Genomic DNA, 23,365 nt, shown 5'->3' with positions numbered 1-23,365 from the left:
ATAAAATCACGGTTAAAAGGAAAGAGTCCGGTGCAATACCGAACTCTTTCTATAACCGGATAATGTTTAACCTGTCCAACTTTTTGGGTGCACTTCAGAATCGAGGGGGTGCCTTATAAGTTTGAGGTGGTGTCGAAGTCTTATCCCACTCTATTCGTCATAGCATAGTAAAGCCCTTTGTCCGAGAGCCTTGTGGCATATCGAATCATTATCAGACGTAAAGCAGGAGGGTAGGGTAGTCGTACTTGCTGCCAAGTATGTACTAACAGCAAAAGCCGAAGTCTCTAATCGTGCAATCATTTTCGGTACAATATGTCTTTAATTTACTTGTTTTCAGCAAGAAAAACGCTTGCTTTAGTCCTATCCGTCTTTCCATTCCATGAAACAGAGGCTTGTCAGACGCTGCAAAGGTAGCGAAAAATGACAGGCCTGGAATATGTACAGTCGTGACAGACTGACAAATAAGACTACCTTTGTACTTGGAAATGTCGGCTATAAAACAGATGCCGGTAAAATATCGATTTCATGATGGCGGTCACTATCTATCATCCGGCAGAATTGCCTCAGCGACAGGCTGAAAAATCCCCAAATAAGACTATAATCAAATACTACGATCGCGAAAGCAAACAATGGCGCAATATCAGTTGGGGCAAATTTGCTGCCGGCGTCATGAATGCTGCGAAAGCATTAGCCGAGATCGGTCTGGAACCGGGGGAGCGAATAGGTATCTATTCTCCCAATATGGTACACTGTCTGTATGCCGAGCTGGGAGCCTTCGCCATGCGAGGTGTAGTGGTGCCTTTGTATGCCACAAGCTCACCGGAGCAGTTGCGTTTCATCGTGGAGGATTCATCCATGGAGACGCTGTTTGTCGGAGAGCAGTTCCAATACAACAATGCTTATCGGGTACAGAAAGAATGTGGTACACTAAAGCGCATAGTCGTATTCGATGAGCGCGTGGTGCTCAATCCGGAGGATAAGACTTCGAAATACTTTTCCGAATTTGTTCGTTTGGGCGATTCCATGCCGAATGAGACCAAGGTCAAAGTCTCTTCTCGCGAAGCCATTCCTTCCGATCCGGCACTGATCATCTATACATCGGGCACTTCCGGCAGGAGCAAGGGCGTCCTCCTCCTGCACAGCAATCTGATGTGTCAGATGAAAGTCCATAGCGAGCATATTCCCGTCTATGGGCCGGGCGAGCTGTCGATAGCCTTCCTGCCGATGAGTCATATTTTCGAAAAGGCATGGACGCTCTTTTGCCTGACGACGGGAACGAGGATCGCCATCCTGAGAGATCCGAAGAAAGTACTGGAAGCACTGCCTCAGATACGCCCCTCACTCATGTGCAACGTGCCGCGCTTTTGGGAGAAGGTGTATCAGGGCGTGAATGAGAAGATGGCCTCCTCTCCTCGCATCCTGAAAGGTGTCTACAGGCGTGCTATGGCCGTAGGCCAACGCTATCGTCTCGACTATTGGAATGAGGGGAAACGCGCGCCACTGCTTCTGAGTATGCAATATGCCTTTTACAACCGCACCATATTCACCCTGCTCAAGCGCGTATTGGGACTACAGCGAGGACGTTATTTCCCCACGGCCGGAGCACCGCTGTCGGATGAGATCAACGTCTTCCTTCAGTCCGTAAACATTCCCATCATTGTCGGATATGGTCTGTCCGAAACGACTGCCACTGTGTCCTTCTACCCGCAGCGAGGATTCAAGATCGGCTCCATGGGCAAAGTGATGCCAGGGCTGGACGTCCGAATAGATCCGGACAATAACGAGATATTGGTCAAGGGCGAATCCATCATGTCCGAATACTATAATCTGCCGGAGGAGACCGCTGCAGCCTTCACGTCTGACGGCTATTTCCGTACGGGCGATGCCGGACGCATGGATCCGGATGGAACGCTTTATTTTCTGGAGAGGATAAAAGATCTGTACAAGACTGCCAACGGAAAGTACATAGCACCACAGATGATCGAGGGGATGCTGACCAAGGATCCCATCATCGAGCAGATAGCAGTAATAGGCGATAGGTTCAAGTATGTGAGTGCTTTAGTCTATCCGAATTGGGAATTGGTCAGACAGGCTACCATCAAAAGGGGACTTAAACAGGCTGAAACAATGTCTGTAGACGAGATGGCTGCAAATCCTGAAATCAACCGCCTGATGATGGCCAGAATAGAGGCTGGACAAGATTCGCTTGCTGCCTATGAGAAGGTGAAGTACATTACGCTCCTCACTGAGCCTTTCACTTTGGAGAAGGGCGAACTGACCGAGACGATGAAACTCAAAAGGCGAGTGATCAACGAACACTATGCCGAAGCCATCGAAAAGATGTACCTTTGAGCCTCGTTTTCCCCCATGCACTGTCCCGGAAGCATACGGAGCGCATTCGGGTACAGTGGTTTTTCGGCAGATGTTATTGGGACGCCGAACGAAGCAAAAACTAACAAAACTCATATAATTATCGATGATTACTATAGACCAACTGAACTCTCTGTTGGAGCGCCGTGATGCGCTGAGGGGGTATCTTTGACGTCGATAACAGACGTATCCAATTAGAAGAGGAAGAACTGCGCACACAGGATCCTGCCTTCTGGGAGGACAACAAGCGTGCCGAGGCACAGATGCGCAAGGTGAAAGAGCTGAAGAGCTGGATAGGCTACTACGATGCCATCGACACAGCTGCCGAGGAGGTGAAGCTCGCTTTCGAATACTGCAAGGAGGGTATATCCACTGAAGAGGAGGTGGATGAAGCCTATGCTCATGCCATCCGGCTGATAGAAGAGGTGGAGCTGAAGAATATGCTCCGATCCGAAGAGGATCACTTCGGTGCCGTGCTCAAAGTGAATGCCGGTGCAGGAGGAACCGAGAGCCAAGACTGGGCTTCCATGCTGGTGCGTATGTACCAGCGTTGGGCAGACAAGCAGGGGTATCAAGTAACGATAACCAACTGGCAGGATGGAGATGAAGCAGGTATTAAGACTGTGACGATGCATGTGGAAGGCAATTTGGCCTACGGATTTCTCAAGAGCGAGAATGGGGTACACAGACTCGTTCGCGTCTCTCCCTATAACGCACAAGGTAAGCGTATGACATCGTTCGCCTCCGTATTTGTCGTGCCACTGGTGGACGATTCTATCGAGATCGAGATCAATGCTGCCGGTATCAGTTGGGATACTTTCCGCTCAGGTGGAGCAGGTGGACAGAACGTTAATAAGGTAGAGACGGGAGTCCGACTGCACTACAAGTACAAAGATCCAGAAACGGGAGAGGACAAAGAAATCGTGATCGAGAATACGGAGAGCCGTACCCAGTACGATAACCGCGAAAATGCTATGCGGCTGCTCCGCTCACAGCTCTATGAGATGGAACTGCAACGCCGACGGGCTGCAGAGGCCAAAGTGGAGGCCGGCAAGAAAAAGATAGAGTGGGGATCGCAGATCCGCAGCTATGTATTCGATGATCGCCGTGTGAAAGACCATCGTACCAACTATCAGACGAGCAATGTCAATGCCGTTATGGATGGTGACATAGATGATTTTATCAAGGCTTATCTGATGGAATTTGCCGGTGAAGAGGCGTAATCGACTTTTGCCTCTGAAAGGAGGGATTCGTTGATCAAAGGAAATGGGGCAGGCTTGCATCGGCAGTCGGCCCATTTCTTTTTTGCAGGAAGTCCCGACATGTCGTCGGTTTATCGGCTTACATACACCTATAGGCATGGTTTTTGTATCTCATGTTCTTTCGGGTAGCAAGTGCCATATTCCTGCTACAGGACGAGGAAATAGCCGACTTTCTCCCGATAGAGCTTCTCTTTTTATCTTACCTTTGTGCCGAAGAACTCAATCAGCTATTACAATATGGATATTGCCGTAGTCGGTATCGGCTATGTGGGACTGGTCAGTGCTACTTGCTTTGCGGAGTTGGGGGCAAATGTTCGCTGCATAGATACTGATAGAAATAAAATCGATCAGCTGAACAGCGGGACTATCCCCATCTATGAGCCGGGGCTTGAAAAAATGATAGCTCGCAATGTGAAAGCCGGCAGACTGCGATTCGGAACGGAGATAAAGCAAGCCGTGCCGGAAGCCGATATTGTATTCATAGCGGTGGGTACACCGGCCGGTGAAGACGGCAGTGCGGATATGAGCTATGTGCTTGATGCTGCCCGTAGTATCGGTCGTGCCATGAGCCGTTATATTCTGGTCGTTACCAAGAGTACCGTACCGGTGGGATCGTACCGACTGATCAGAACGGCTATACAGGAAGAATTGGACAAGCGTGAGGTGCTGATTGACTTCGACATCGCTTCCAATCCGGAGTTTCTGAAAGAAGGAAATGCCATCGATGACTTCATGAAACCCGATAGAGTGGTCGTGGGAGTGGATTCGGACAGGGCACGCGAACTGATCACAAGTCTTTATAAGCCAATGCTCTTAAACAACTTCCGTGTTCTTTTCATGGACATTGCTTCGGCTGAAATGACCAAATATGCTGCCAATGCCATGCTGGCCACTCGGATCAGCTTTATGAATGATGTGGCCAACTTGTGCGAACGAGTGGGAGCAGATGTTTCCATGGTTCGTCTCGGTATCGGTTCCGATTCACGTATAGGCAGCAAGTTTCTGTACCCGGGTTGTGGGTACGGTGGATCCTGCTTCCCCAAGGATGTCAAAGCTCTTATCAAGACAGCAGAAGACAACGGTTACACGATGGAAGTCCTACAAGCCGTTGAACGTGTGAACGAGAAGCAGAAGAGTATCCTGTTCGATAAGTTCTCGGCCTATTATAATGGCGATGTTCAAGGTCGGCGTGTGGCAATATGGGGGCTTTCATTCAAGCCTGGTACCGATGATATGCGTGAAGCCCCTTCGCTGGTACTCATCGAGAAGCTGCTGGAAGTTGGTTGCAGGGTCCGAGTGTACGATCCTGTGGCGATGAAAGAGGCACAAAAAAGATTGGGCGACAAAGTGGAATATGCCACGGATATGTACGATGCAGTCCGGGGAGCAGAGGCTTTGTTCCATGTGACGGAATGGAAGGAATTCAGAATGCCTGACTGGGCAGCTCTCTCTCGAGCGATGGCTTCACCTTTGGTCATTGATGGTCGTAATGTGTACGAGCTTCCGCCAGACAGCGGCATCAGCCTGCTCAACATAGGAAGTTTCGCTATTGAATCTGCCTCAACCAGATAAACAATCATGTTGCCCTATTTCGTTTTATTCGGCTTTCTTGCTGTTTTGTTCCTTGCAGACAAATATGACGATCGGTTCAAAACCTTCGTCTTTTGGATATCAGGACTCGCCCTTGTGATATTCTCCGGCACAAGGATCGGAATGGGAAGAGACTATAGGCTCTACGAACATGCTTATCAATTTCCCGATGGCAAAACAGCCCATAACTTCGAATTGGTGTGGCAATGGATCAATAAAGCCTTTCATTCTTTGGGCTTGGATTTTCATGCATGGCTTTTCTTTGTAGCCTTTGTGACTATTCTTCTGATGTTCATTGGGATGAAAAAGATGTCCAAGGATTGTATCTTTTCGGTCATTGCTTTTGTCCTTATATATAGAGGGTATTTCGAGACGATGAACATGGTACGACAGTATGTGGCCATGGCTATCGTATTCGCATCATTTTCACTCTTTTTGTCCAAAAAATACGTTTATTTCTATATCTGTATCGGCACCTCCGCTCTCTTCCATGTTAGTGCATTGGCCATGTTGATATTGGTTCCTTTGGCCACGAAGCGGATCGACAAAAGGCCGATAATAGTCGGTTTGGTCGTTACGTGGATATTTGGAGCCATCATTCTTGAGCCTGTTGCCGACTATGCAGCTACGCTCTTGCCGGAAAGATATGGCTTCTATATAAAGAAGCAGTTTGTATCGGCCGTTTCTTCTTCGGGTCTTTATCAGCTCTTCCTCAATTCGATTGCTATTTTCTTTCTGATGATTCAGTCTGATCTTGAAAAGAAAGATCCTCAAAACCGTCTGTATATCTTCCTCTATGTCGTATCGATTCTGATATATAATACAACCATATCTTTTGAGGTGGCAATGAGAATTATGTTCTATCCTTTCATTTTCATCTTTATATTGTTGCCCAATGCTTACATACAGTCGGAACGATTGTGGCAAAGAAGTGCGATTCTGGGGATTCTCGCTGTATTCACTTTCTTTATGCTGAAGGATCTCAGCAGTCCTTCCGAGCCATATGCCAACTATAAGTCTATACTCTTCTGAAAAATATTATTAGCTAATTATGATCGTCCACTCCCCTTTGGTCAGCGTACTCATTCCTCTGTATAAGGTAGAGAGGTTTATCGAACGTTGTCTGTTGTCTGTATTCAGACAGACATACTCGTCTCTGGAAATAATCATAGTGGACGATGCCTCTCCGGATAACAGTCGAGCAATCGTAGAAAAACTGATCAAAGCACATAAAAAGGAAGACGTGTGTAAGCTGATAGTACACGAGCAGAATAAAGGTCTGGCTGGGGCCAGGAAGACAGCCATCGAACTATCTACGGGGGAGTATATGTTTTTCCTCGATAGCGATGACTATTGGGACAGCGAAGATTTTGTCAGCTGCTGCATTGAGAAAGTTACTCAGTGTAATAGCCAAGTACTGATCACGGATTATATAGCCGACTACCGGAAAAAGCAGGTGTATTATCCTCAACGTCCTCCGGGAAGGTCAGGGAGAATATGTGCCCATGCCTTGCTCAAAGGTGAGCTGCAGGGCTTTTTGACGAACAAATGTTTCGAAAGCGCGCACTACAAACAATTTGCCCTCAAGCATACGAGAGGGCAAAATCTGCTGGAAGACTTGCGTTCGATTTTCCCTTTGTTCTTGCATACCGATCGTATAGACTATCTGCCGATTCCTTCCATCCACTATGAGCAGAAGAATGAAAGCTCGTATATATCCACGATCAAGACTGAAAGTTTGGCGCAGTTGTTTTCCGCGATAGACGACTGTCGGGAGTATGCAAACAGTCTTAGCGATCCTTCCGAATTCGAGGCTGATTTTGAAATAGCCTATTTGAATGCGGCTAAAATGTTTTATGACAAAGCACCTTTCAGTCAATATAAAACAATAAAGGAATACCGAGTGCTCAATCCTAAGAAAATCGGATCCATGCAATACCATCTATTGATACGGTTTAGATTTCTTTGTCAGTTGTCTGACTCTTTCCTCATGAGATACTTAGGATATTTCCTGTGTAAAATAGAACAGAAAATGAAAAGAATAATGAGAGCCTGATGTCGCTCTGTATTCATTTCGCCCTGACAAAACATTCTATGTAGTATGATAACCGTTGCACATCTGATCAATAATATTGTCCAAACAGGGCCGGTGATAGTCTTGCGAGACATCATTAGACATCTGGATCGAGACAAATTCCGTCCTGTCGTCATTTGTTTGCGCCATGAGGACGAGGAAGATCCGATAGTGAAAGAGCTAAGATCCATAGATGTAAAATGTATTTACCTCAACTACAGCCTTCTTTCTCTGGAGCTACAGACCGCGAGGATAGCACGAAAGGTTTTGTCTGTTCTACAAGCTGAGAATGCTCATATCCTTCACAGTCATGGATACCATCCCGATCTGATTGCATCCCGACTGTCTCAGAATATAACATGCATAAGTACCCTTCATAACATCTCCAAAGATGACTTTACCTTCTTGAAAGGTAATCTGTTGGGGAACTATATGAATTTTCGGTATTTGCGTAGCTTCAGTAAAATAGGGCATTATGCTGCAATAAGCGGAGCGGTACAAGAATACTATGCGCCCTATATAAAGGATGGAAGGGAAAGAATACGTATTATCCACAATGGTGTCGATCTTTCTCTTTTCCAAATACCGGATGAGTATCTTCAGAAAAAACTGCGCCATCAATTGCGACTACCTGTATCCGGAAAAATCTTTCTTGTCGTAGGTCGTTTGTTCTCTCGGAAGGATCCTCTCATCATTATTCGAGCCTTTTTGTCCCTTTTACAGAGTGGAAAGTTGGACAAAGACTCTTACCTCTTCTTTGTCGGCGATGGACCGTTGAGAGAAGCTTGTCAAAAGGAAATCGGAGACAAGATTGATCATATCAGGCTATTGGGTTTTCAGAAAAATGTCCATGAGTATATGATGGCCACAGATTATGCCATCACGGCTTCGCACTCGGAAGGTTTCGGTCTGAATTATCTGGAGGCTATTGCTTGTGGCAAACCTGTTATAGCCACAGATCTACCTCCTTTCAGAGAGATCTGTGGCAAAGGCTTTCAGAACAATGATCTGTTCTTTTCCGTAGGAAACCAAAAAGAATTGGAGGTCTGCATACTAAAAAGCCTTGGTCATACGTTCAACCCTCAAAAAGTCTTCGATATCAGGCATCGTTTCTCTGCCGAAACAATGTCAGCACAATATCAGAACTACTATACAGAACTATTGGCTTCACTAAAATAAATTCAATGAAGAACGCATGTTCGATTATTACAGCTTCGATCGTACTTTATAAGAGCAAACCGGATACTATTCGGGACGTTATTAACTCATTTTTCTCTGATACGATAACTAAGAAGAAGCTCATTCTTATAGACAATTCTCCGACTGACAGCCTCCGTATTCTCGAAGAAGAGCGGCCTGAGGATATCCAGTATTTTTTCAATAACCGTAATATAGGATTCGGATCAGCCCACAATATAGCTATAAGAGAGGCAGCCCGCTTCAACCCACCTTATCATCTAATCCTTAATCCAGATGTACAGTTCGGCCCGGAAGTAGTGCCTGCACTCGCTGCATATATGGATGAAAATCCTGATATAGGATTGTTGATGCCGCAAGTGTACTATCCTAATGGAGAATTGCAGCATTTATGCAAATTGTTTCCTCGTCCATGGGATGTTATGCTCAGGCGATTTGTTCCTTATAGACCATATAGAGAGAGGAATAACGAGCGATTCGAGTTGCGTTATTGGTCTTATGACACGATTCAGGATATTCCTTCGCTTTCGGGGTGTTTCATGTTTGTAAGAATGGATATTCTTAGACAAGTAGGAGGGTTTGACGAGCGCTTTTTTATGTATGCTGAAGATTTAGACCTGTGCAGACGTATAGGGCAAGTTTCCCGTACTGTTTTCTTCCCAAAAGTCTCCATCACACATACCTATGCGAAAGGTTCTTATCATGATGCCAAACTGCTTCGGCACCATATTGTTTCTCTCATCCGTTACTTCAACAAATGGGGGTGGCTATTCGATGCCGAGCGTCGTAGGGTCAATAGGGCATGTCTAGCTGTACTGCGGCAGCAAACGGCAGTAAAAAAGGATTGATTTATGCAGGCTGAATATGTGGAATAACGACTATACTATCAGTTGTCAATGCGTTTGTTAGAGTGATATACAAATCGTATAACATATATTTGCAGCTGTAAAAAAACTAATAGACACATTTTCTCGACGAATATGAAGCAATTATGCCAGATCTGTTTGGCTTTCATCTGTCTTTTCTCTCTCAATAGCTGTGGTAACAAAGATACATTTCGGGTCGAAGGTTCGATTGCCGGTTATGAGGATACCGCGCAAGTATATCTGACTAAGATCGTAGGGAGCGATCTTTCTGTGCTTGACTCTGCAAGTCCTGACCGTAGAGGTCATTTCAGTTTTGTAGCACAAGCGGACTCAATGCCATCTTTCTACCAGCTTGAATTTAAGAGGCAGCAGATCAATTTTGTTGCTCAGATCGGATCGAGAATCAGTATACAAACAGATCGGAACAACTTTTCTAACTATACTATCGAAGACAATCTGGGTGTTGAGAATGACAATATCCGCAAGATTGCCACATTGAAAGGTCAAACGGATGGTCGTTTGGATGGATTGTATTGCTCTTTCCAAGCGAACAAGCTGAACGCCGCACAGTATCAAGACACTATTGCTAAGGTGATAGATGAGTTTAAGACCACATTGCGTAACGATTTCATTTTCCAGGATCCTAAATCACCGGCTTCGTACTTTGCGCTGTTCCAGCAGAAAGACGGTCTTTTGTATTTCAATGTCTACGACCCTATGGATGCCAAGGCCTTTGCAGCTGTAGCTACGGCTTACGATACTTACTACCCAACTTCGCCCTATACCAAAAGCGTTAGAGATCTTTCTCTCTTGGGAATCGCTGCCATGCGAAGAGATCGTGTCGCAAAAGATATTTCCACTCGCAAAATAGAAGTGAAAGATATTCCTGAAATAACCTTAATCGATAGCCGAGGCAATGAACAGCCGTTATCAAAAGTTGTAGAAGCAAATAGCAAGGTATTGATAGCTTTTACCTCCCATCAGGCAGAATGGTCGCCTTCTCTGGTAAAAGAACAAAGAGCGTTGTATCAACGGCATCGCAACAATGGATTTCAGATATATGAGATTTCTCTTGACAAGGACTTATATTTCTGGCAGAATGCAACGCGTACACTCCCTTGGATCACGGTGAACGATAGTGAGGGAAAAGCAGCCTTGTCATTCAACGTCAGGTCGCTGCCCACATTTTTCTTGATCCAAAATGGCGAACTCAAACGTCTCCAAAGATTGCAGAGCCTCTGAAAATTATTTCCGAAATAATAAGATAAGGCTCTTCTTTTGATAAATCCGTGATAGAACAGACCAACGTGACGAAAATCGATCTTTAGGCAGAAATGCAAGAAGCTGTATCAGGGAGCCAACCCCCGACACAGCTTTTTTTCTTCCTATTATTCTCTTTCATCAACAAGACAAACAACCATGCCTACCTCTATATCCCGACCGATCGTGATGGTTGATCTGAAAAAGCAGTATCAGCAGCTGAAAAAGCAGATCGATGAGGCCATTCAAGGAGTTATCGATAGCACCGCATTCATCAATGGCAAAGAAGTACATGCTTTTGCGGAAGATTTGGCAGCCTATCTGAATGTAAAGCATGTGATCCCTTGTGCCAATGGTACAGATGCACTGCAGATCAGCCTGATGGCTGTTGGATTGAAAGCTGGAGATGAGATCATTGTGCCCGATTTCACTTATGTCGCAAGTGCTGAAGCTATCGGTTTGTTAGGATTGACTCCTATTTTCGCTGACGTAGATCCCGTTACATTCAATCTTACACCTGAGAGTTGTGAGAAATGTCTGTCCGACAAGACGAAAGCAATCATACCGGTACACTTGTTTGGTCAGTCCTGCAATATGGAACCGCTTCTGGACTTTGCCAAGCGAAATGATTTGTTCGTTATCGAAGACAATGCTCAGGCAATGGGTGGCGAATATACATTCTCCGATGGCAATAAACGAAAGACAGGAACAATGGGGCATATAGGTTGTACATCTTTCTTTCCATCGAAGAATTTGGGTTGCTATGGAGATGGTGGTGCCATCACGACGAATGATGATGAATTGGCCGAGCGAGTGCGAATGATATCCAACCATGGTCAAAAGGTCAAATACAAACATGACATTATAGGATGCAACTCTCGACTCGATACCATTCAGGCAGCCGTTCTCAGTGTGAAATTGCAGTATCTGGATCGTTTCAATACACACCGGAATGAGGTAGCCTCGTGCTATACCTCTTTGCTCGAAGGCATCGAATGGCTCCATACTCCGATCTCCCTGCAACAGTCAGTACATGTTTATCATCAATATACCCTTAAGCTCTTCGATGAGAATACGCGCGACAGACTGCGGGAGCATCTGACCAAACATAAGATTGCCTCGATGATATACTATCCGATACCACTTCACAGGCAGCCGGCATTCATAGGTATTGCTCGTTGGGCTGAATCTTTGGATGTGTCGGAGTCGCTGTCTCGAACAGTTTTGTCTATCCCCATCTATCCGGAAATGGAGACAGAGGAAATCCATACCGTGGTATCAGCAATTAAAACATTCGAACCGTCTTCACGATGATAAAAGAGGAAGGACGCTCGTCCTTGAAGCAAGGGCAGAGTTCCATGACGGCAAACAGCATGAAACTGATCAGTGCCGGTACCTTTGTACAGGTATTGGCTTTCTTGCTACTTCCCGTTATCGGACGTATCTATACCGAATCCGAGATCGGTCAAATTACCGTTTTCCTTTCCATTGTGGGTGTCCTCACGATCGTTGCCACTGGGCGTTATGATCAAGCTACCATATTGGCACCATCGAAAGAAAGAGCATTGTTGTTGCTGTTTACATCTCTTCGGTTCAATTTGATCTTTTGCTTGGCTCTTATTCCGGTAGTCCTCATTATCAATCCCTTTTTGACGGATTCGCGATACAGCGGACAGCAAACGCATCTATTCCTGCTTCCCCTTTTCGTCTTCTTTGCTGCAGGAGTAATTTCCTTGTTGTCATGGGCTAATTCGCATAATCAATATGGCCGTATGAGTATTGCACAGATCAGTCAAGGATTGGGCAATAATCTGCTTCGAATAGGTTTCGGCCTTCTCAAGATGGGCTTTTGGGGGCTTCAGCTTGCGGCCCTGCTCGGTGGTATGGCAGGTATCCTTCCCCTTGTACGCAAGCAGGCTCTTTTGTCCCAATACAAGCGATATGTTACTTGCCAACGTCTGAGAATAGCAGCCCGTACCTATGCCAATTTCCCGCGTTATTCATTGCCTCAGGCCGTTATAGACATCTTGTCCGGTAGTCTTGTATCCTTGCTATTGCCTTTGCAATACCACGATGCAGCTGTCGGGCTGTATGGTATGGCCTATATGCTTGCCGGTAGGCCTATGCAACTTATTAGCGATTCACTCAGCCGAGTTTGGTTCAGACGAGTTGCCGAACAGAAGAATGCCGGGCAGTCTTTCATCCTTCCGATCCGTAGGTTCGTCCTCATTTGGCTTTTGGTAGCTGTACTGGGCTCTATCCTCCTTTTCTTCTTTTTGGAGCCACTTGTCGTTGTTATTTTAGGGGAGAAATGGCTGTTGTGTTCATCCATTATAATGGCTATGCTGCCGTTCTTTATCTTCAATTTTCTATCGTCCGTATATAATTTCCTGCCCGATTTGTTTGGGAAGCAGCGCAAGTTCATGAAGATGCAAGCCATTCTATTGGTTGTTCAGTTGCTTGTTATACTGATAGGAACCCGACTGTTACCTTTCGAAAAATATATGTGGCTGCATTTTGCCGAGCGTGCGCTTGACTCATTTGTGCAGATAGCATGGTTCTATATGATTATTCGCAAATATGAAAATAGCCTCAGACTTCACTCCTTTGCTCCCAAAGAAAGATATTGATATAATGGCCGGTTACTCAGCAGGGTTTATCTTCGATGGAGACCGGCATCTTACTTCCCAAAAACTGCAAGCCTTCTTCCATGCGGCTTCGGATTGGGATGACTTTCTTTCCCGAACTAAGCGTATTACAGGGGAATGGGCTGTCGCCTTCCAACGTGCAGATGGGGAAGTCTGGGCTGCGACTGACCATCGCTCATCACAGCGTCTCTACTACCGTCTTTTTTCCGATGGACTCCGTATGGCGGAGAACGGTTATTCATTGCTCACAGAGCCGGACAACTGGGATGATGACGCTGTCCTCTTTTTCTTGCGTTGGGGATATACTCCGGCTGATAGCACATTGATTCGTGAGATTCGGAAACTACCCTCCGGACACGCTATGCGATATAGAGCCGGAAAGGGCATTACGATTACAGCCTACGATACGGTAGACCGATATGCTCCGTTTGACAGCCACCCTTTATCTTATGAAGAGGCTAAAGAGGAACTGAAGCACCGCCTCATTCGTGCCGGCAAACGACTTGTAGGCTATCTGAATGGTCGGCCGGCCATACTCCCTCTTTCTGGCGGATTCGACTCGCGGATGATAGCCTATATGCTGCACCGCCTGAAGTACCCCCATGTCTATTGCATTTCCTATGGTAAAGAAGGGAATCCGGATAGTCTGAAAGCTGCTAAAGTGGCGGATAGACTCGGCTTCCCATTCGTCTATATCAACAGTGTAAGATCCGACCGAGCTGACTATACAGAGGATGCTGAGTTTCTGTCTTATATGTACAATATGACCGGACTATCTTCCTGCTATTACTACCAAGAGTTCATAGCAGCTGGAAGTATCGCATCCGGATCGGTGCATAATAGCATGGTTCCATTCCCATCGAATGCTGTTGTTTTGCCCGGCCATCAGGGAGATGACTTGGGTGGTTCTCAGCTGATGCACCCCCGTTTGGCAGAGAGTAAGCTTTCCTCTAATGAGCTGTCGCATATCCTCTACTCCCACAAGCAGATGAACCAGCAGTTTGACAGGAAACAGAAGGAACGATTGCTCTCCATGCAGGCAAAGCTGTTTGCCGGCTACGATCAAATACAACAGCCGGCCTATCGCACTTTCGAGCAGTATATGCAGTGGGAAAACATCCCCAAGTATATGCTCAATAGCCAGCAATCATGGCGTTTCTTCGGGTTGGATACAGCTTGCATGCTCCTTGATAAGGAGTTGCTTGATTTTGCCTATTCTCTTCCCTTTGAATACCGCTATGGAAAGCGTATCTATGATGATATTTGCCGTGAGCTGTACGGTGAGAGTGGTATCTCTTTTTCAGACGATTTGGACCTGCATGGTATTATTTCTTCTCCCGTTTATCGGCTCAAACGAACCGTAAAGCCTTTGCTTCGCCCATTTATGCCGCGTCCTTCTATTTGGAAAGGCGATATCATCGGTTTTGAGCAGATCATGCAGCCCGTATTGCGGGAGGTAGAGCAGGACGGACGTTTCCGTCCGACATCGATCAATGGGTTATCTTTTTGCTGGTATCTGCTTCAAAACGAAAAGCTGATTGGTCGCCCTTTGCCTCTCTGACTAATTTGAGAGTAAGCAAAGCTGCCACATTCCCAACTCGTTACAATGAAAAAGGGAAAGTCTTTCGAACCTTCCCTCGTAAAATCTGTGGTTTACTTACTTATACCTTCTTGCCGATTAGGATAGAAGAGATCGTCAGTATCGAAATCTTGGTATCGTAGCAGAAACTGATTTTCTGCAAGTACATCAAATCCATCTCCAGACGCACCAGCATCTTCTCTATCGTATCCGTATAGCCGTTGTACAACGTAGCATAGGAAAACAGCCCCGGCCTTATTTGGTACAAAAGCGCGTAGTCCGGATTTCGTTCCATTATCTGACGGATGTAATATTCCCTTTCGGGCCTATAGCCTACGATAGACATATCCCCTTTGATGATATTCCAGAATTGGGGCAACTCGTCCAAGTGAGAGGCCCTCAGGAAACGACCGAACTTCGTCAGCCTGGAATCATTTTCTTGGAATAGCTGAGGTTGATTGTTGGCCTCCGCATCCATCTTCATCGAGCGAAACTTATATAGCATGAAAGGCTTTCCACCAAGACCGATACGTTCTTGTGAAAAGATTGCAGACCCCCCGTCTTGCATGAAAATCACCAATGCTATGATCAGCATAAAAGGCAGGGCAACGGCTAAAAAAATCAATGCGAGACAAAAATCGACCAGTCTCTTAATTTTTCTCACCCAAAGTGAGTTCAATCTATCGTTATTTTCCATTCTCTTTCAGCTCAGGGCAGATATCTCCCTCTTCCGGAAAGGGTATTTATCCTATCGGTTGCCAAAAATAGATATAACTTTTGGTTTATGAATAAAAAACGCAAAGCCAAAGGCAATATTCTGTGGAGATGAATCGAAATATAGGGGCTGTTTTCTGGGCTTTAAGCACCAATAGCACCCCTTCTTTCTCCAATAAATATGTTCCGTGTCTTTTCCTTTTTCTATCAGAGATTCAGGGCAATATCGGGCTTGTGACGATGTTTTCTATTAGACTCCTTTGTTTAATATTTTATACATTCTTGAAGGCAATAGTAATTCTTTACATGCATCAATGAAATAATGCTATTTAAGATTAATAATTCAGAATCAATGGCCAAGATGATGATCGATATAATATGGATATCAGAAAAACCTGAAAGAAAAGCATCGCTATGAGGCGAAAGTGACAAAAAACGGAACCGGCCAAAGAGAGGAAATAGCTCTCCTTGGCCGGTTTTGTCTTTTCTGTATTGAAGCAATGCTTTTTATAGGCCGTGTTCGCCCAAATAACGCTCTGCTTCGATAGCAGCCTTGCAGCCTGATCCGGCAGCCGTGATAGCCTGACGATAGTGTGGGTCGGCAACGTCGCCGGCAGCGAATACGCCGGGCACTTTTGTACGCGGAGATGAACCTTCCGTCAGGATATAGCCCACTTCGTCCAAGTCGAGGTAGTCGGCGAAGATCTTCGAGTTCGGCGTATGACCGATAGCAAGGAAGAAGCCATCGATGGCAATGTCCACCATCTCTTCGTCCGGTTCTCCTTTGCGTTTCACCAGATGAGCACCTTCCACACCGTTTTGGCCGAATAGACCCACGGTATTATGCTCGAAGAGAACGGTTATGTTCGCCGTATTCATCACACGCTCCTGCATTACCTTGGAGGCACGGAGGTAGTTCTTGCGTACGATCAGGTACACATGCTCGGCCAGCGATGCCAGATAGAGAGCCTCCTCGCATGCGGTATCGCCTCCTCCCACTACGGCTACCTTCTTCTTGCGGTAGAAGAATCCGTCACAGGTTGCACAGGCAGAAACACCCATGCCGGCATATTTGGCTTCATCAGCCAAGCCCAAGTATTTGGCAGTGGCACCCGTGGAGATAATAAGCGTATCAGCTGTGATTTCCTTTTCCCCGTCTATCGTGATCCGGTAAGGAGCCTTGCTCAAATCGGCTTTTGTGGCGATACCCGAACGGATGTCCGCTCCGAAGCGGGTCGCTTGTTTGCGCAGGTCTTCCATCAGTTCCGTACCGGTGATTCCTTCGGGATAGCCCGGGAAGTTCTCCACCTCGGTTGTGGTCGTTAGCTGACCGCCGGGTTGTATCCCTTCGTAGAGGATGGGGTTGAGGTTGGCACGAGAAGCATAGATAGCTGCGGTATAGCCGGCAGGTCCGGAACCGATGATGAGACAGCGTGCATGTTCTGACATAATGATCGTTTGTATTTGTTCGTTAGTAAGTATTGTTCTATGGATGAAACAAAGATAGTAGCCTTTTCGTTTACCGAGCCTATCTATCGAAGCATACGACCGCTCCGCTCCATTATGCCGATGCACTGCCCATAAAAAAAGACTGTGCTACGAACAATCGCAACACAGCCAAACACATTAACAACAATCTCTAAAGTCAGAGCCGAAAGCCGGACTCGAACCGGCGACCTATTCATTACGAATGAATTGCTCTACCAACTGAGCTATTTCGGCAGTCTGTAGACGGCCTTGCGCCCGCCCGCCCTCTCTCGAAAGCGCTGCAAAGGTAAATAATTATTCCATATCCGGAAGAAGTTCGGCAAGAAAATTATTCAATTCTTCGTCCAAATTTTCCAATAGGGCCGAATCCAGCTGAATCAGTTCGTCGTCGATGAAGAGCAATTCCTCGATAATCGTGAAATCCTCCTGTGTCAGAGCTACTGAGAAGGGGCGTACAAATTGGTCTTTGTCGAAGAATCGGGCTGCATGCAGTCTTTTGACTGCGGCCCGAAGCTCCTGCCTCATTGCGGACGGTATCTCCGTCCGTCCTTCTTGGATCCAATCGTATATGACCACACGATGGAGTTCTTCGTCCTTGTCGTTGAATAGCTGTACTTCCCCTGTAGCCGGATCTATTTGGACGAAAAGATCACTGATGGCTATCGGTGCCGTTTTGGAGCTGTCGGGGTGTTCAATCGGTGTGCGGAACAGGCGTTCGAGCTGAATCTGTACTTCGTTCGGTTTCATTGTTGGCTAAAGAGATTGTGTATGGGGTTTATTTGGTCGATTGCAACTGGTTCAGACTGTCTCGAAGTGTGGCGATTCGCGCTTCAGCATCGCTTTTCTTCTTTTGCTCCAGCTCTATGACAGCCTGCGGAGCCTTGGCCACAAAGCTTTCGTTGCCGAGCTTCTTCATGACTGAAGCGAGGAATTTCTCCTGATAGGCCAGTTCGTCGGACAGGTTCTTGATCTCCTCCTCCACGTCGATCAATCCGCCCATCGGGATGGCGTATTCCAGCGTACCGATCAGGAAAGAGGTAGAGCCGCCCGTCTTTTCTTCCACTCGGCCGATGGCTTCGAGGTTGCCCATTTTGATGATGACGGCATCGAAAGAGGCATCGTGTTCGCTTCCTGCTTCGAGCGTCAGCTTTTCCTTGAAAGGAATATTCTTGCCGGTACGGATATTGCGAATGGCGGCTATGATCTCCCGTGTACGATCGAAGGCTTGTAGGAAGTCCCTGTCCGTCTCATGCGCATCGGGCAGGAGGCAGAGCATGATGGTCTCGCCATCGTGACGCGGTTCGAGTGCATGCCATAGCTCTTCTGTGATAAAAGGCATGAAGGGATGGAGCAAACGCAGCAGCTGGTCGAAGAAGCCGATCGTACTGTCGTAGGTCTTCGCATCCATCGGCTGACCGTATGCCGGCTTCACCATCTCCAGATACCAGGAGGAGAAGTCGTCCCAGAACAGCTTGTAAACCAGTGTCAGTGCCTCGCTCAGACGATATTTGGAGAAGAGATCGTCCAGCTCCGTCTTCACCTCATCAAGGCGATAGCCGAACCATTTCACGGCCAGTGCCGAGGCTTCGGGCTGCGTGGCCGTTTCTGCCTGCTGCCATCCTTTTACGAGGCGGAAGGCATTCCATATCTTATTGCAGAAGTTACGTCCCTGCTCCGAGAGCGATTCGTCGAAGAGCACATCGTTGCCGGCTGGAGCGGCCATCATCAGTCCCATGCGGACTCCGTCGGCACCGTATTTCTCCATCAGCATGATAGGATCGGGCGAGTTGCCGAGGCTCTTGGACATCTTTCTGCCCTGACCATCGCGTACGATACCGGTCAGATATACGTTGTCGAAGGGTTTCTTGCCACGGTATTCATAGCCTGCTATGATCATGCGGGCTACCCAGAAGAAGAGAATGTCCGGAGCCGTTACGAGGTCGCTCGTGGGATAGTAGTAGTCCAGCTCTTCGTTCTCCGGATCCATCACATCACCGAATACGCTTATCGGCCATAGCCACGAGGAGAACCACGTATCCAGCGAGTCGCTTTCCTGACGCAGATCCTCTGCTGTGAGCGAGTCCGATCCCGTTTGCTTGTGGGCCAGTTCCACCGCTTTTTCGGCCGTCTCTGCCACTACGATACTTCCGTCCGGCAGGTAGTAGGCAGGGATGCGATGCCCCCACCAAAGTTGTCGGCTGATGCACCAGTCCTTCACGTTCTCCATCCAGTGGCGGTAGGTATTCTTGAATTTGGCCGGATGCAGTTTGATCTCATCGTTCATTACGGCATCGAGAGCCGGTTTGGCCAGACTTTCCATCTGCAGGAACCACTGCATCGAGAGCTTCGGTTCGATGGGTACATCGGTACGCTCGGAGTAGCCTACCTTGTTTACGTAGTTCTCCACTCGCTCCATCAGACCGGCATCGATCAGGTCTTGTTCGATCTTCTTACGCACATCGAATCGGTCCATACCGGCGTACGGGCCGCCGTGTTCGTTGAGTATGCCGTTGTCGTGGAATATGTCTATGCTTTCGAGCCGGTGTTTCTGCCCGAGCATATAGTCATTGACATCGTGTGCGGGCGTCACTTTCAGACAGCCCGTACCGAACTCCATATCCACATATTCGTCTTCGATGATGGGTACTGCACGCCCTACGGTGGGCACTATCACCCGTTTGCCTCGGAGCCAGCGGTAGCGTTCGTCGTTCGGATTCACGCAGACGGCCGTGTCGCCCATGATGGTTTCGGGGCGAGTCGTCGCTACTATTATATATTTGTCCGGTTCGTTCTCTACGAAATAGCGCAGATAGTAGAGCTTGCCGTTCGTTTCTTTGTAGATTACCTCTTCGTCCGAGAGGGCAGTCAGCGCTTTCGGGTCCCAGTTTACCACCCGTATGCCACGGTAGATCAGTCCTTTGTTGTAGAGATCCACGAACACCTTGATCACGCTCTCGGAGCGGGATTCGTCCATCGTGAAGGCCGTCCGTGTCCAGTCGCAGGATGCTCCCAGACGCTTGAGCTGTTCGAGGATGATGCCTCCGTGCTCGTGGGTCCAGTCCCATGCATGACGGAGAAACTCCTCTCGGCCCAGATCCTGCTTGCTGATACCCTGAGCAGCCAATCGGCCTACCACCTTCGCTTCAGTGGCTATGGAGGCATGGTCTGTACCCGGCACCCAGCAGGCATTGTACCCTTTCATACGGGCACGGCGTACGAGGATGTCCTGAATCGTATTGTTGAGCATATGCCCCATGTGGAGTACTCCCGTCACGTTGGGTGGGGGGATCACCACGGTATATGGCTTTCGTCCATCGGGAACGGAGATGAAACAGCCATATTCCATCCAGTAGTTATACCATTTCGATTCTACCTCTTCGGGGTTGTATTTGCTCGCTATTTCCATACTGTACGCTTTGCTCCTGTAAGAATGTTTTTGCTCCTCCTGTGCGCGATTCGGTCATCGGCCGCGTCCACACAAGAACATTATCGCGCAAAAGTAATAAATAATGAAGCACGATTTCCTTTTTCGGCTGCTGCCGGCATCAAGAACGGAGCCGTACTCATACTATAAATAAGTAACCACAGCGGTGTTTTGGGGGGTAGGATAAGGGAGGAAGAAAATTGATCGTGGAAGGCCTTTTTCTCTGCTCTTCGGAACTTATTGCGAACACTGAAAAATACGCACCAAAAAAGTTTTCAACAACGAAGATGAATTTGGAATGATTCTAAATAAGCATGTAAAAGGAAGAGCCTTTTGAACCCCAAAAGATGGTAAAACGAACTTCTTTAGCTCGGATTCGGGTTTCTAAGAGATGGAAAAACGATTTGTATATCAACCATTTTCGATTTATATATAAATCATTTTCGATCTGTATATAAATCGTTTTCAATTTATATATAAATCGATTTCGTTATCTATATAGATTGTCATACCATTTATATATAGATCGTAGATGAAGAAAGCCCTTTCGACGGGCGATAAAAGAAAGACACGCACCCGATTCAGCTTCGAATCGGGTGCGTGCCTTATGCTTTTGTCCGGCTATTGATAGCCTTATTCCTGCTTGTTCGTCATAGGTATAAGCGTTCTTTTCTCTCCTTTCACGATGGGAGAGTGGGTATGTGGGATAGCAAAATCGGCCTTACTGTTTGTCGATGTTATATGAAGTCGTAGCATATATAGGGCATTTAGTTGTTGAGTCCACAAATGTAAGAAAAAAGACCAACTCCGGTGAAGCCTAATTTTGCTTGTATACCTTTCTATTACGCATTCGGATTCTCTTCTTCCCAGCTTTTTATTTTTTCAAGCAATTCTTTTGCTCGACTACTGTCAGGGTATTTCTGTAGTGTTGCCTTTATTTGTTCTATGTCCTTTGGATCTTTTCCTAAATAAAATATTCCAATGGTTAGCGTTTGTGCATAGTGTATTTCATAGGCTGATGGATTGTTTTTCGCCAAAATTTCTATTATCGAAAGGGCTTCTTTATATGCTTTTTCTGCGTCTTCTTGATTATTGATTCGGTAGTATAAAACAGCCAGATTGTTCAATGTTGAGACTAGGTATGGATTATAGGCCTTTGGATTTTTCTTTGCGAGTTCTCTTCTTATCTTCAAAGCTTCTTGAAAGTAGTCCTTCGCTTGCTTTGTTTCATTGTTGTTGCTGAGTAAAGCAGCACCTAGATTATTCAAAGTCGTAGCCAAGTCTGGATTATAGGCTTCTGGATTTTTGACTGCCAGTTCTCTTCTTATCACCAAAGCCTCTTGGTAGTAGTCTTTCGCTTGCTCTAGTTCATTGTTATTGGCGAGTAAGACAGCCAGATTGCTCAATGTCATAGCCAAGTACGAATTATAGACCTGAGGTTTTTTTCTCACAAGTTCTCTGCGTATTTCCAAGGCTTCTTGATGATATTCTTTTGCTTGCTTGGGCTCTTTGTTATCGTTGAGTAAGACACCCAGATTGTTCAATACTGAGGCTAACTCCGGGTTATAGACTTGAGGATTTTTCTTTGCAAGCTCTCTGTATTTCACCAAAGCCTCTTGATAGCAATCTTTCGCTTGCTTTAATTCATTGTTTTTGCCGAGTAAAAGGCCTAAATTGTTCAATGTCATAGCCAAGTCTTGATTGTAGGCCTGAGGACTTTTTTTTACGAGTTCTCTTCTTATCACCAAGGCCTCTTGATGGCAGTCTTTCGCTTGCTTTAGCTCATTGTTATTACTGTATAATAGACCTAGATTGTTCAATGTTAAGGCCAAGTAGGGATTATAGGCCTGAGGATTTTTCTTTGCGAGTGCTCTATAGATAACTAAGATTTCTTCATAATATTGTTTGGCTTTGGTGAAGTCATTAAGAGAATATAGCAGGTCAGCATAGCCGAAGAGGTTTTCCGGAGATCGTTCGATTGTGATCAGCTTTTCATAGAAGTTGCATGCCTCGTCAAATGAAAACTTGGTCTTGGCTGCTTCGATTAGCTCCCTTAGAACCTTAGTCGTTTCTTCATTCCTTTTTTCTTTATACTCTTCGTAAATCCGAGTGAGGCTATTGTCGCTTTTGCCGATCACTACTTGCCGGATGGATTCTAAAGTATCGGCTAATAGAGTATTTCCGCTTTTCTTCAACTCCTCTATTACATGTAATAACTCGGCCGAGTGTTCGAACAGATTTCTGACTATGATTTGCAATGTCTCGCGCAAAGGAAGTTCTATCTCTCGACTTTGGTATAAATCTTCTATGGCCTGTTCTGCTTTTGCTTGACCATCTTTGATTGGCAGTTGTTTCAAGTATCGTTGAACATCCCGTGTATCAAGGCCTCTTGCTTTGGTAGCTTCCATGCATTCGGCATGTTGCTCTCTATTCTCCAATCGGGTCAAGTAGTTGTGAGCTGCTTGGTGTTTGGGTTCAGCAAGCCGTTTCTCAAAACAGACAATAAAATCTTGTGTTTCTCGATCCTCTGGCTTGAATGAATTCGGGCTCTTCATATATGCATGAACCGCTTTCTTTAGTTTGATGCGTGTCGTATATCCAACTTCATTTTTGAAAAAATCATTTAGGGTATAATGAAAAACCGATTCCACTTGGGGATCAACCTCCTTTTTGAAATAGCTTTGTATTTTCAAGTAAAGGTTTTTGATCGGAGTAAATAAAAGTTCGAGTATTGTCGAAATTGGATCCATAACTTGATTCTGGGTAAATCTTTGAATTGATGTTTGCAAATATAGATAAAATCAGATGCTTGATTTATGAAATACAAGAAGAGGGCATGCCGAATCATGGTCCGGACATGCCCTCTTGAGCAGTAAAGGAAATGTAGAGTAGT

General features: G+C 46.2%; 17 protein-coding genes and 1 tRNA gene. 11 read left to right on the top strand and 7 right to left on the bottom strand.

Annotated elements, in window-relative coordinates:
* Positions 1-150: 150 nt before the first annotated feature.
* Complete coding sequence (locus HQ49_RS11760) at positions 151-300, bottom strand: hypothetical protein (protein ID WP_162832553.1); 150 nt, start codon at positions 298-300, stop codon at positions 151-153.
* Positions 301-525: 225 nt separating this feature from the next.
* On the opposite strand from HQ49_RS11760, the gene HQ49_RS01250 reads away from it, so the two are divergent.
* The 11 genes from HQ49_RS01250 to HQ49_RS01200 all read left to right on the top strand — a co-directional run bounded on the left by HQ49_RS01250 (position 526) and on the right by HQ49_RS01200 (position 14,828).
* Complete coding sequence (locus tag HQ49_RS01250; RefSeq protein WP_039417946.1) at positions 526-2,352, top strand: AMP-dependent synthetase/ligase; 1,827 nt, start codon at positions 526-528, stop codon at positions 2,350-2,352.
* Between the two features lie 124 nt (positions 2,353-2,476).
* A protein-coding gene (gene prfB / locus HQ49_RS01245; RefSeq protein ID WP_152569113.1) for a peptide chain release factor 2 occupies positions 2,477-3,593 on the top strand; the annotation gives its coding sequence in 2 pieces (ribosomal slippage) (positions 2,477-2,539 and positions 2,541-3,593; 1,116 coding nt in all).
* Positions 3,594-3,869: 276 nt separating this feature from the next.
* A complete protein-coding gene (locus HQ49_RS01240; RefSeq protein ID WP_039417943.1) occupies positions 3,870-5,204 on the top strand; it encodes a UDP-glucose dehydrogenase family protein in 1,335 nt (444 codons plus the stop codon).
* A 6-nt stretch (positions 5,205-5,210) separates the two neighbouring features.
* On the top strand, positions 5,211-6,254 hold the full coding sequence (locus HQ49_RS01235) for an EpsG family protein (RefSeq protein WP_039417942.1): 1,044 nt from the start codon (positions 5,211-5,213) through the stop codon (positions 6,252-6,254).
* A gap of 19 nt (positions 6,255-6,273) precedes the next feature.
* A complete protein-coding gene (locus HQ49_RS10460; protein WP_080732508.1) occupies positions 6,274-7,278 on the top strand; it encodes a glycosyltransferase family 2 protein in 1,005 nt (334 codons plus the stop codon).
* Positions 7,279-7,323: 45 nt separating this feature from the next.
* Positions 7,324-8,475, top strand: a complete 1,152-nt coding sequence (locus tag HQ49_RS01225) for a glycosyltransferase family 4 protein (protein ID WP_039417941.1) — start codon at positions 7,324-7,326, stop codon at positions 8,473-8,475.
* A 5-nt stretch (positions 8,476-8,480) separates the two neighbouring features.
* Positions 8,481-9,341, top strand: coding sequence for a glycosyltransferase family 2 protein (locus tag HQ49_RS01220; RefSeq protein WP_039417939.1), 861 nt, complete (start codon positions 8,481-8,483; stop codon positions 9,339-9,341).
* A gap of 132 nt (positions 9,342-9,473) precedes the next feature.
* On the top strand, positions 9,474-10,601 hold the full coding sequence (locus HQ49_RS01215; protein WP_039417938.1) for a thioredoxin-like domain-containing protein: 1,128 nt from the start codon (positions 9,474-9,476) through the stop codon (positions 10,599-10,601).
* A gap of 177 nt (positions 10,602-10,778) precedes the next feature.
* Entirely contained in the window at positions 10,779-11,933 is a 1,155-nt protein-coding gene (locus HQ49_RS01210) for a DegT/DnrJ/EryC1/StrS family aminotransferase (protein ID WP_235290019.1), read from the top strand.
* Entirely contained in the window at positions 11,930-13,249 is a 1,320-nt protein-coding gene (locus HQ49_RS01205) for a lipopolysaccharide biosynthesis protein (protein WP_039417937.1), read from the top strand. The genes HQ49_RS01210 and HQ49_RS01205 overlap by 4 nt, the downstream gene beginning before the upstream one ends.
* A complete protein-coding gene (locus HQ49_RS01200; RefSeq protein WP_039417936.1) occupies positions 13,200-14,828 on the top strand; it encodes an asparagine synthase-related protein in 1,629 nt (542 codons plus the stop codon). Before HQ49_RS01205 ends, HQ49_RS01200 begins: the two co-directional genes overlap by 50 nt.
* A gap of 100 nt (positions 14,829-14,928) precedes the next feature.
* On the opposite strand, the gene HQ49_RS01195 is transcribed toward HQ49_RS01200, so the two are convergent.
* From HQ49_RS01195 to HQ49_RS01170, 6 genes are all read right to left on the bottom strand, one after another.
* Positions 14,929-15,543 carry a sugar transferase gene (locus HQ49_RS01195; protein ID WP_026292302.1) on the bottom strand — a complete coding sequence of 205 codons (615 nt, stop codon included), beginning with the start codon at positions 15,541-15,543 and terminating at the stop codon, positions 14,929-14,931.
* Between the two features lie 524 nt (positions 15,544-16,067).
* Complete coding sequence (gene trxB, locus HQ49_RS01190; RefSeq protein ID WP_039417935.1) at positions 16,068-17,009, bottom strand: thioredoxin-disulfide reductase; 942 nt, start codon at positions 17,007-17,009, stop codon at positions 16,068-16,070.
* Between the two features lie 200 nt (positions 17,010-17,209).
* Positions 17,210-17,282, bottom strand: a tRNA-Thr gene (locus tag HQ49_RS01185).
* 60 nt (positions 17,283-17,342) lie between these two features.
* Positions 17,343-17,795, bottom strand: coding sequence for a hypothetical protein (locus HQ49_RS01180; RefSeq protein WP_039417933.1), 453 nt, complete (start codon positions 17,793-17,795; stop codon positions 17,343-17,345).
* A 28-nt stretch (positions 17,796-17,823) separates the two neighbouring features.
* Positions 17,824-20,454 carry a valine--tRNA ligase gene (locus tag HQ49_RS01175; RefSeq protein ID WP_039417932.1) on the bottom strand — a complete coding sequence of 877 codons (2,631 nt, stop codon included), beginning with the start codon at positions 20,452-20,454 and terminating at the stop codon, positions 17,824-17,826.
* Positions 20,455-21,314: 860 nt separating this feature from the next.
* Positions 21,315-23,222: a tetratricopeptide repeat protein gene (locus HQ49_RS01170; RefSeq protein ID WP_039417930.1), complete on the bottom strand. Its 1,908-nt coding sequence runs from the start codon at positions 23,220-23,222 to the stop codon at positions 21,315-21,317.
* Positions 23,223-23,365: the final 143 nt, after the last annotated feature.

The sequence above is a fragment of the Porphyromonas gulae genome (assembly GCF_000765945.1).
In the GTDB taxonomy this organism is placed as follows: Bacteria; Bacteroidota; Bacteroidia; order Bacteroidales; family Porphyromonadaceae; genus Porphyromonas; species Porphyromonas gulae.
Note: the sequence above shows the minus strand (reverse complement) of the source record. Positions and strands in the feature narration are given on the sequence as shown.

Excerpts from the sequence above, each read along its gene's own strand:
- HQ49_RS11760 (WP_162832553.1), bottom strand. The coding sequence starts at position 300 with ATGATTGCACGATTAGAGACTTCGGCTTTTGCTGTTAGTACATACTTG.
- HQ49_RS01250 (WP_039417946.1), top strand. The coding sequence starts at position 526 with ATGATGGCGGTCACTATCTATCATCCGGCAGAATTGCCTCAGCGACAG.
- HQ49_RS01240 (WP_039417943.1), top strand. The coding sequence starts at position 3,870 with ATGGATATTGCCGTAGTCGGTATCGGCTATGTGGGACTGGTCAGTGCT.
- HQ49_RS01235 (WP_039417942.1), top strand. The coding sequence starts at position 5,211 with ATGTTGCCCTATTTCGTTTTATTCGGCTTTCTTGCTGTTTTGTTCCTT.
- HQ49_RS10460 (WP_080732508.1), top strand. The coding sequence starts at position 6,274 with ATGATCGTCCACTCCCCTTTGGTCAGCGTACTCATTCCTCTGTATAAG.
- HQ49_RS01225 (WP_039417941.1), top strand. The coding sequence starts at position 7,324 with ATGATAACCGTTGCACATCTGATCAATAATATTGTCCAAACAGGGCCG.
- HQ49_RS01220 (WP_039417939.1), top strand. The coding sequence starts at position 8,481 with ATGAAGAACGCATGTTCGATTATTACAGCTTCGATCGTACTTTATAAG.
- HQ49_RS01215 (WP_039417938.1), top strand. The coding sequence starts at position 9,474 with ATGAAGCAATTATGCCAGATCTGTTTGGCTTTCATCTGTCTTTTCTCT.
- HQ49_RS01210 (WP_235290019.1), top strand. The coding sequence starts at position 10,779 with ATGCCTACCTCTATATCCCGACCGATCGTGATGGTTGATCTGAAAAAG.
- HQ49_RS01205 (WP_039417937.1), top strand. The coding sequence starts at position 11,930 with ATGATAAAAGAGGAAGGACGCTCGTCCTTGAAGCAAGGGCAGAGTTCC.
- HQ49_RS01200 (WP_039417936.1), top strand. The coding sequence starts at position 13,200 with ATGAAAATAGCCTCAGACTTCACTCCTTTGCTCCCAAAGAAAGATATT.
- HQ49_RS01195 (WP_026292302.1), bottom strand. The coding sequence starts at position 15,543 with ATGGAAAATAACGATAGATTGAACTCACTTTGGGTGAGAAAAATTAAG.
- trxB (WP_039417935.1), bottom strand. The coding sequence starts at position 17,009 with ATGTCAGAACATGCACGCTGTCTCATCATCGGTTCCGGACCTGCCGGC.
- HQ49_RS01180 (WP_039417933.1), bottom strand. The coding sequence starts at position 17,795 with ATGAAACCGAACGAAGTACAGATTCAGCTCGAACGCCTGTTCCGCACA.
- HQ49_RS01175 (WP_039417932.1), bottom strand. The coding sequence starts at position 20,454 with ATGGAAATAGCGAGCAAATACAACCCCGAAGAGGTAGAATCGAAATGG.
- HQ49_RS01170 (WP_039417930.1), bottom strand. The coding sequence starts at position 23,222 with ATGGATCCAATTTCGACAATACTCGAACTTTTATTTACTCCGATCAAA.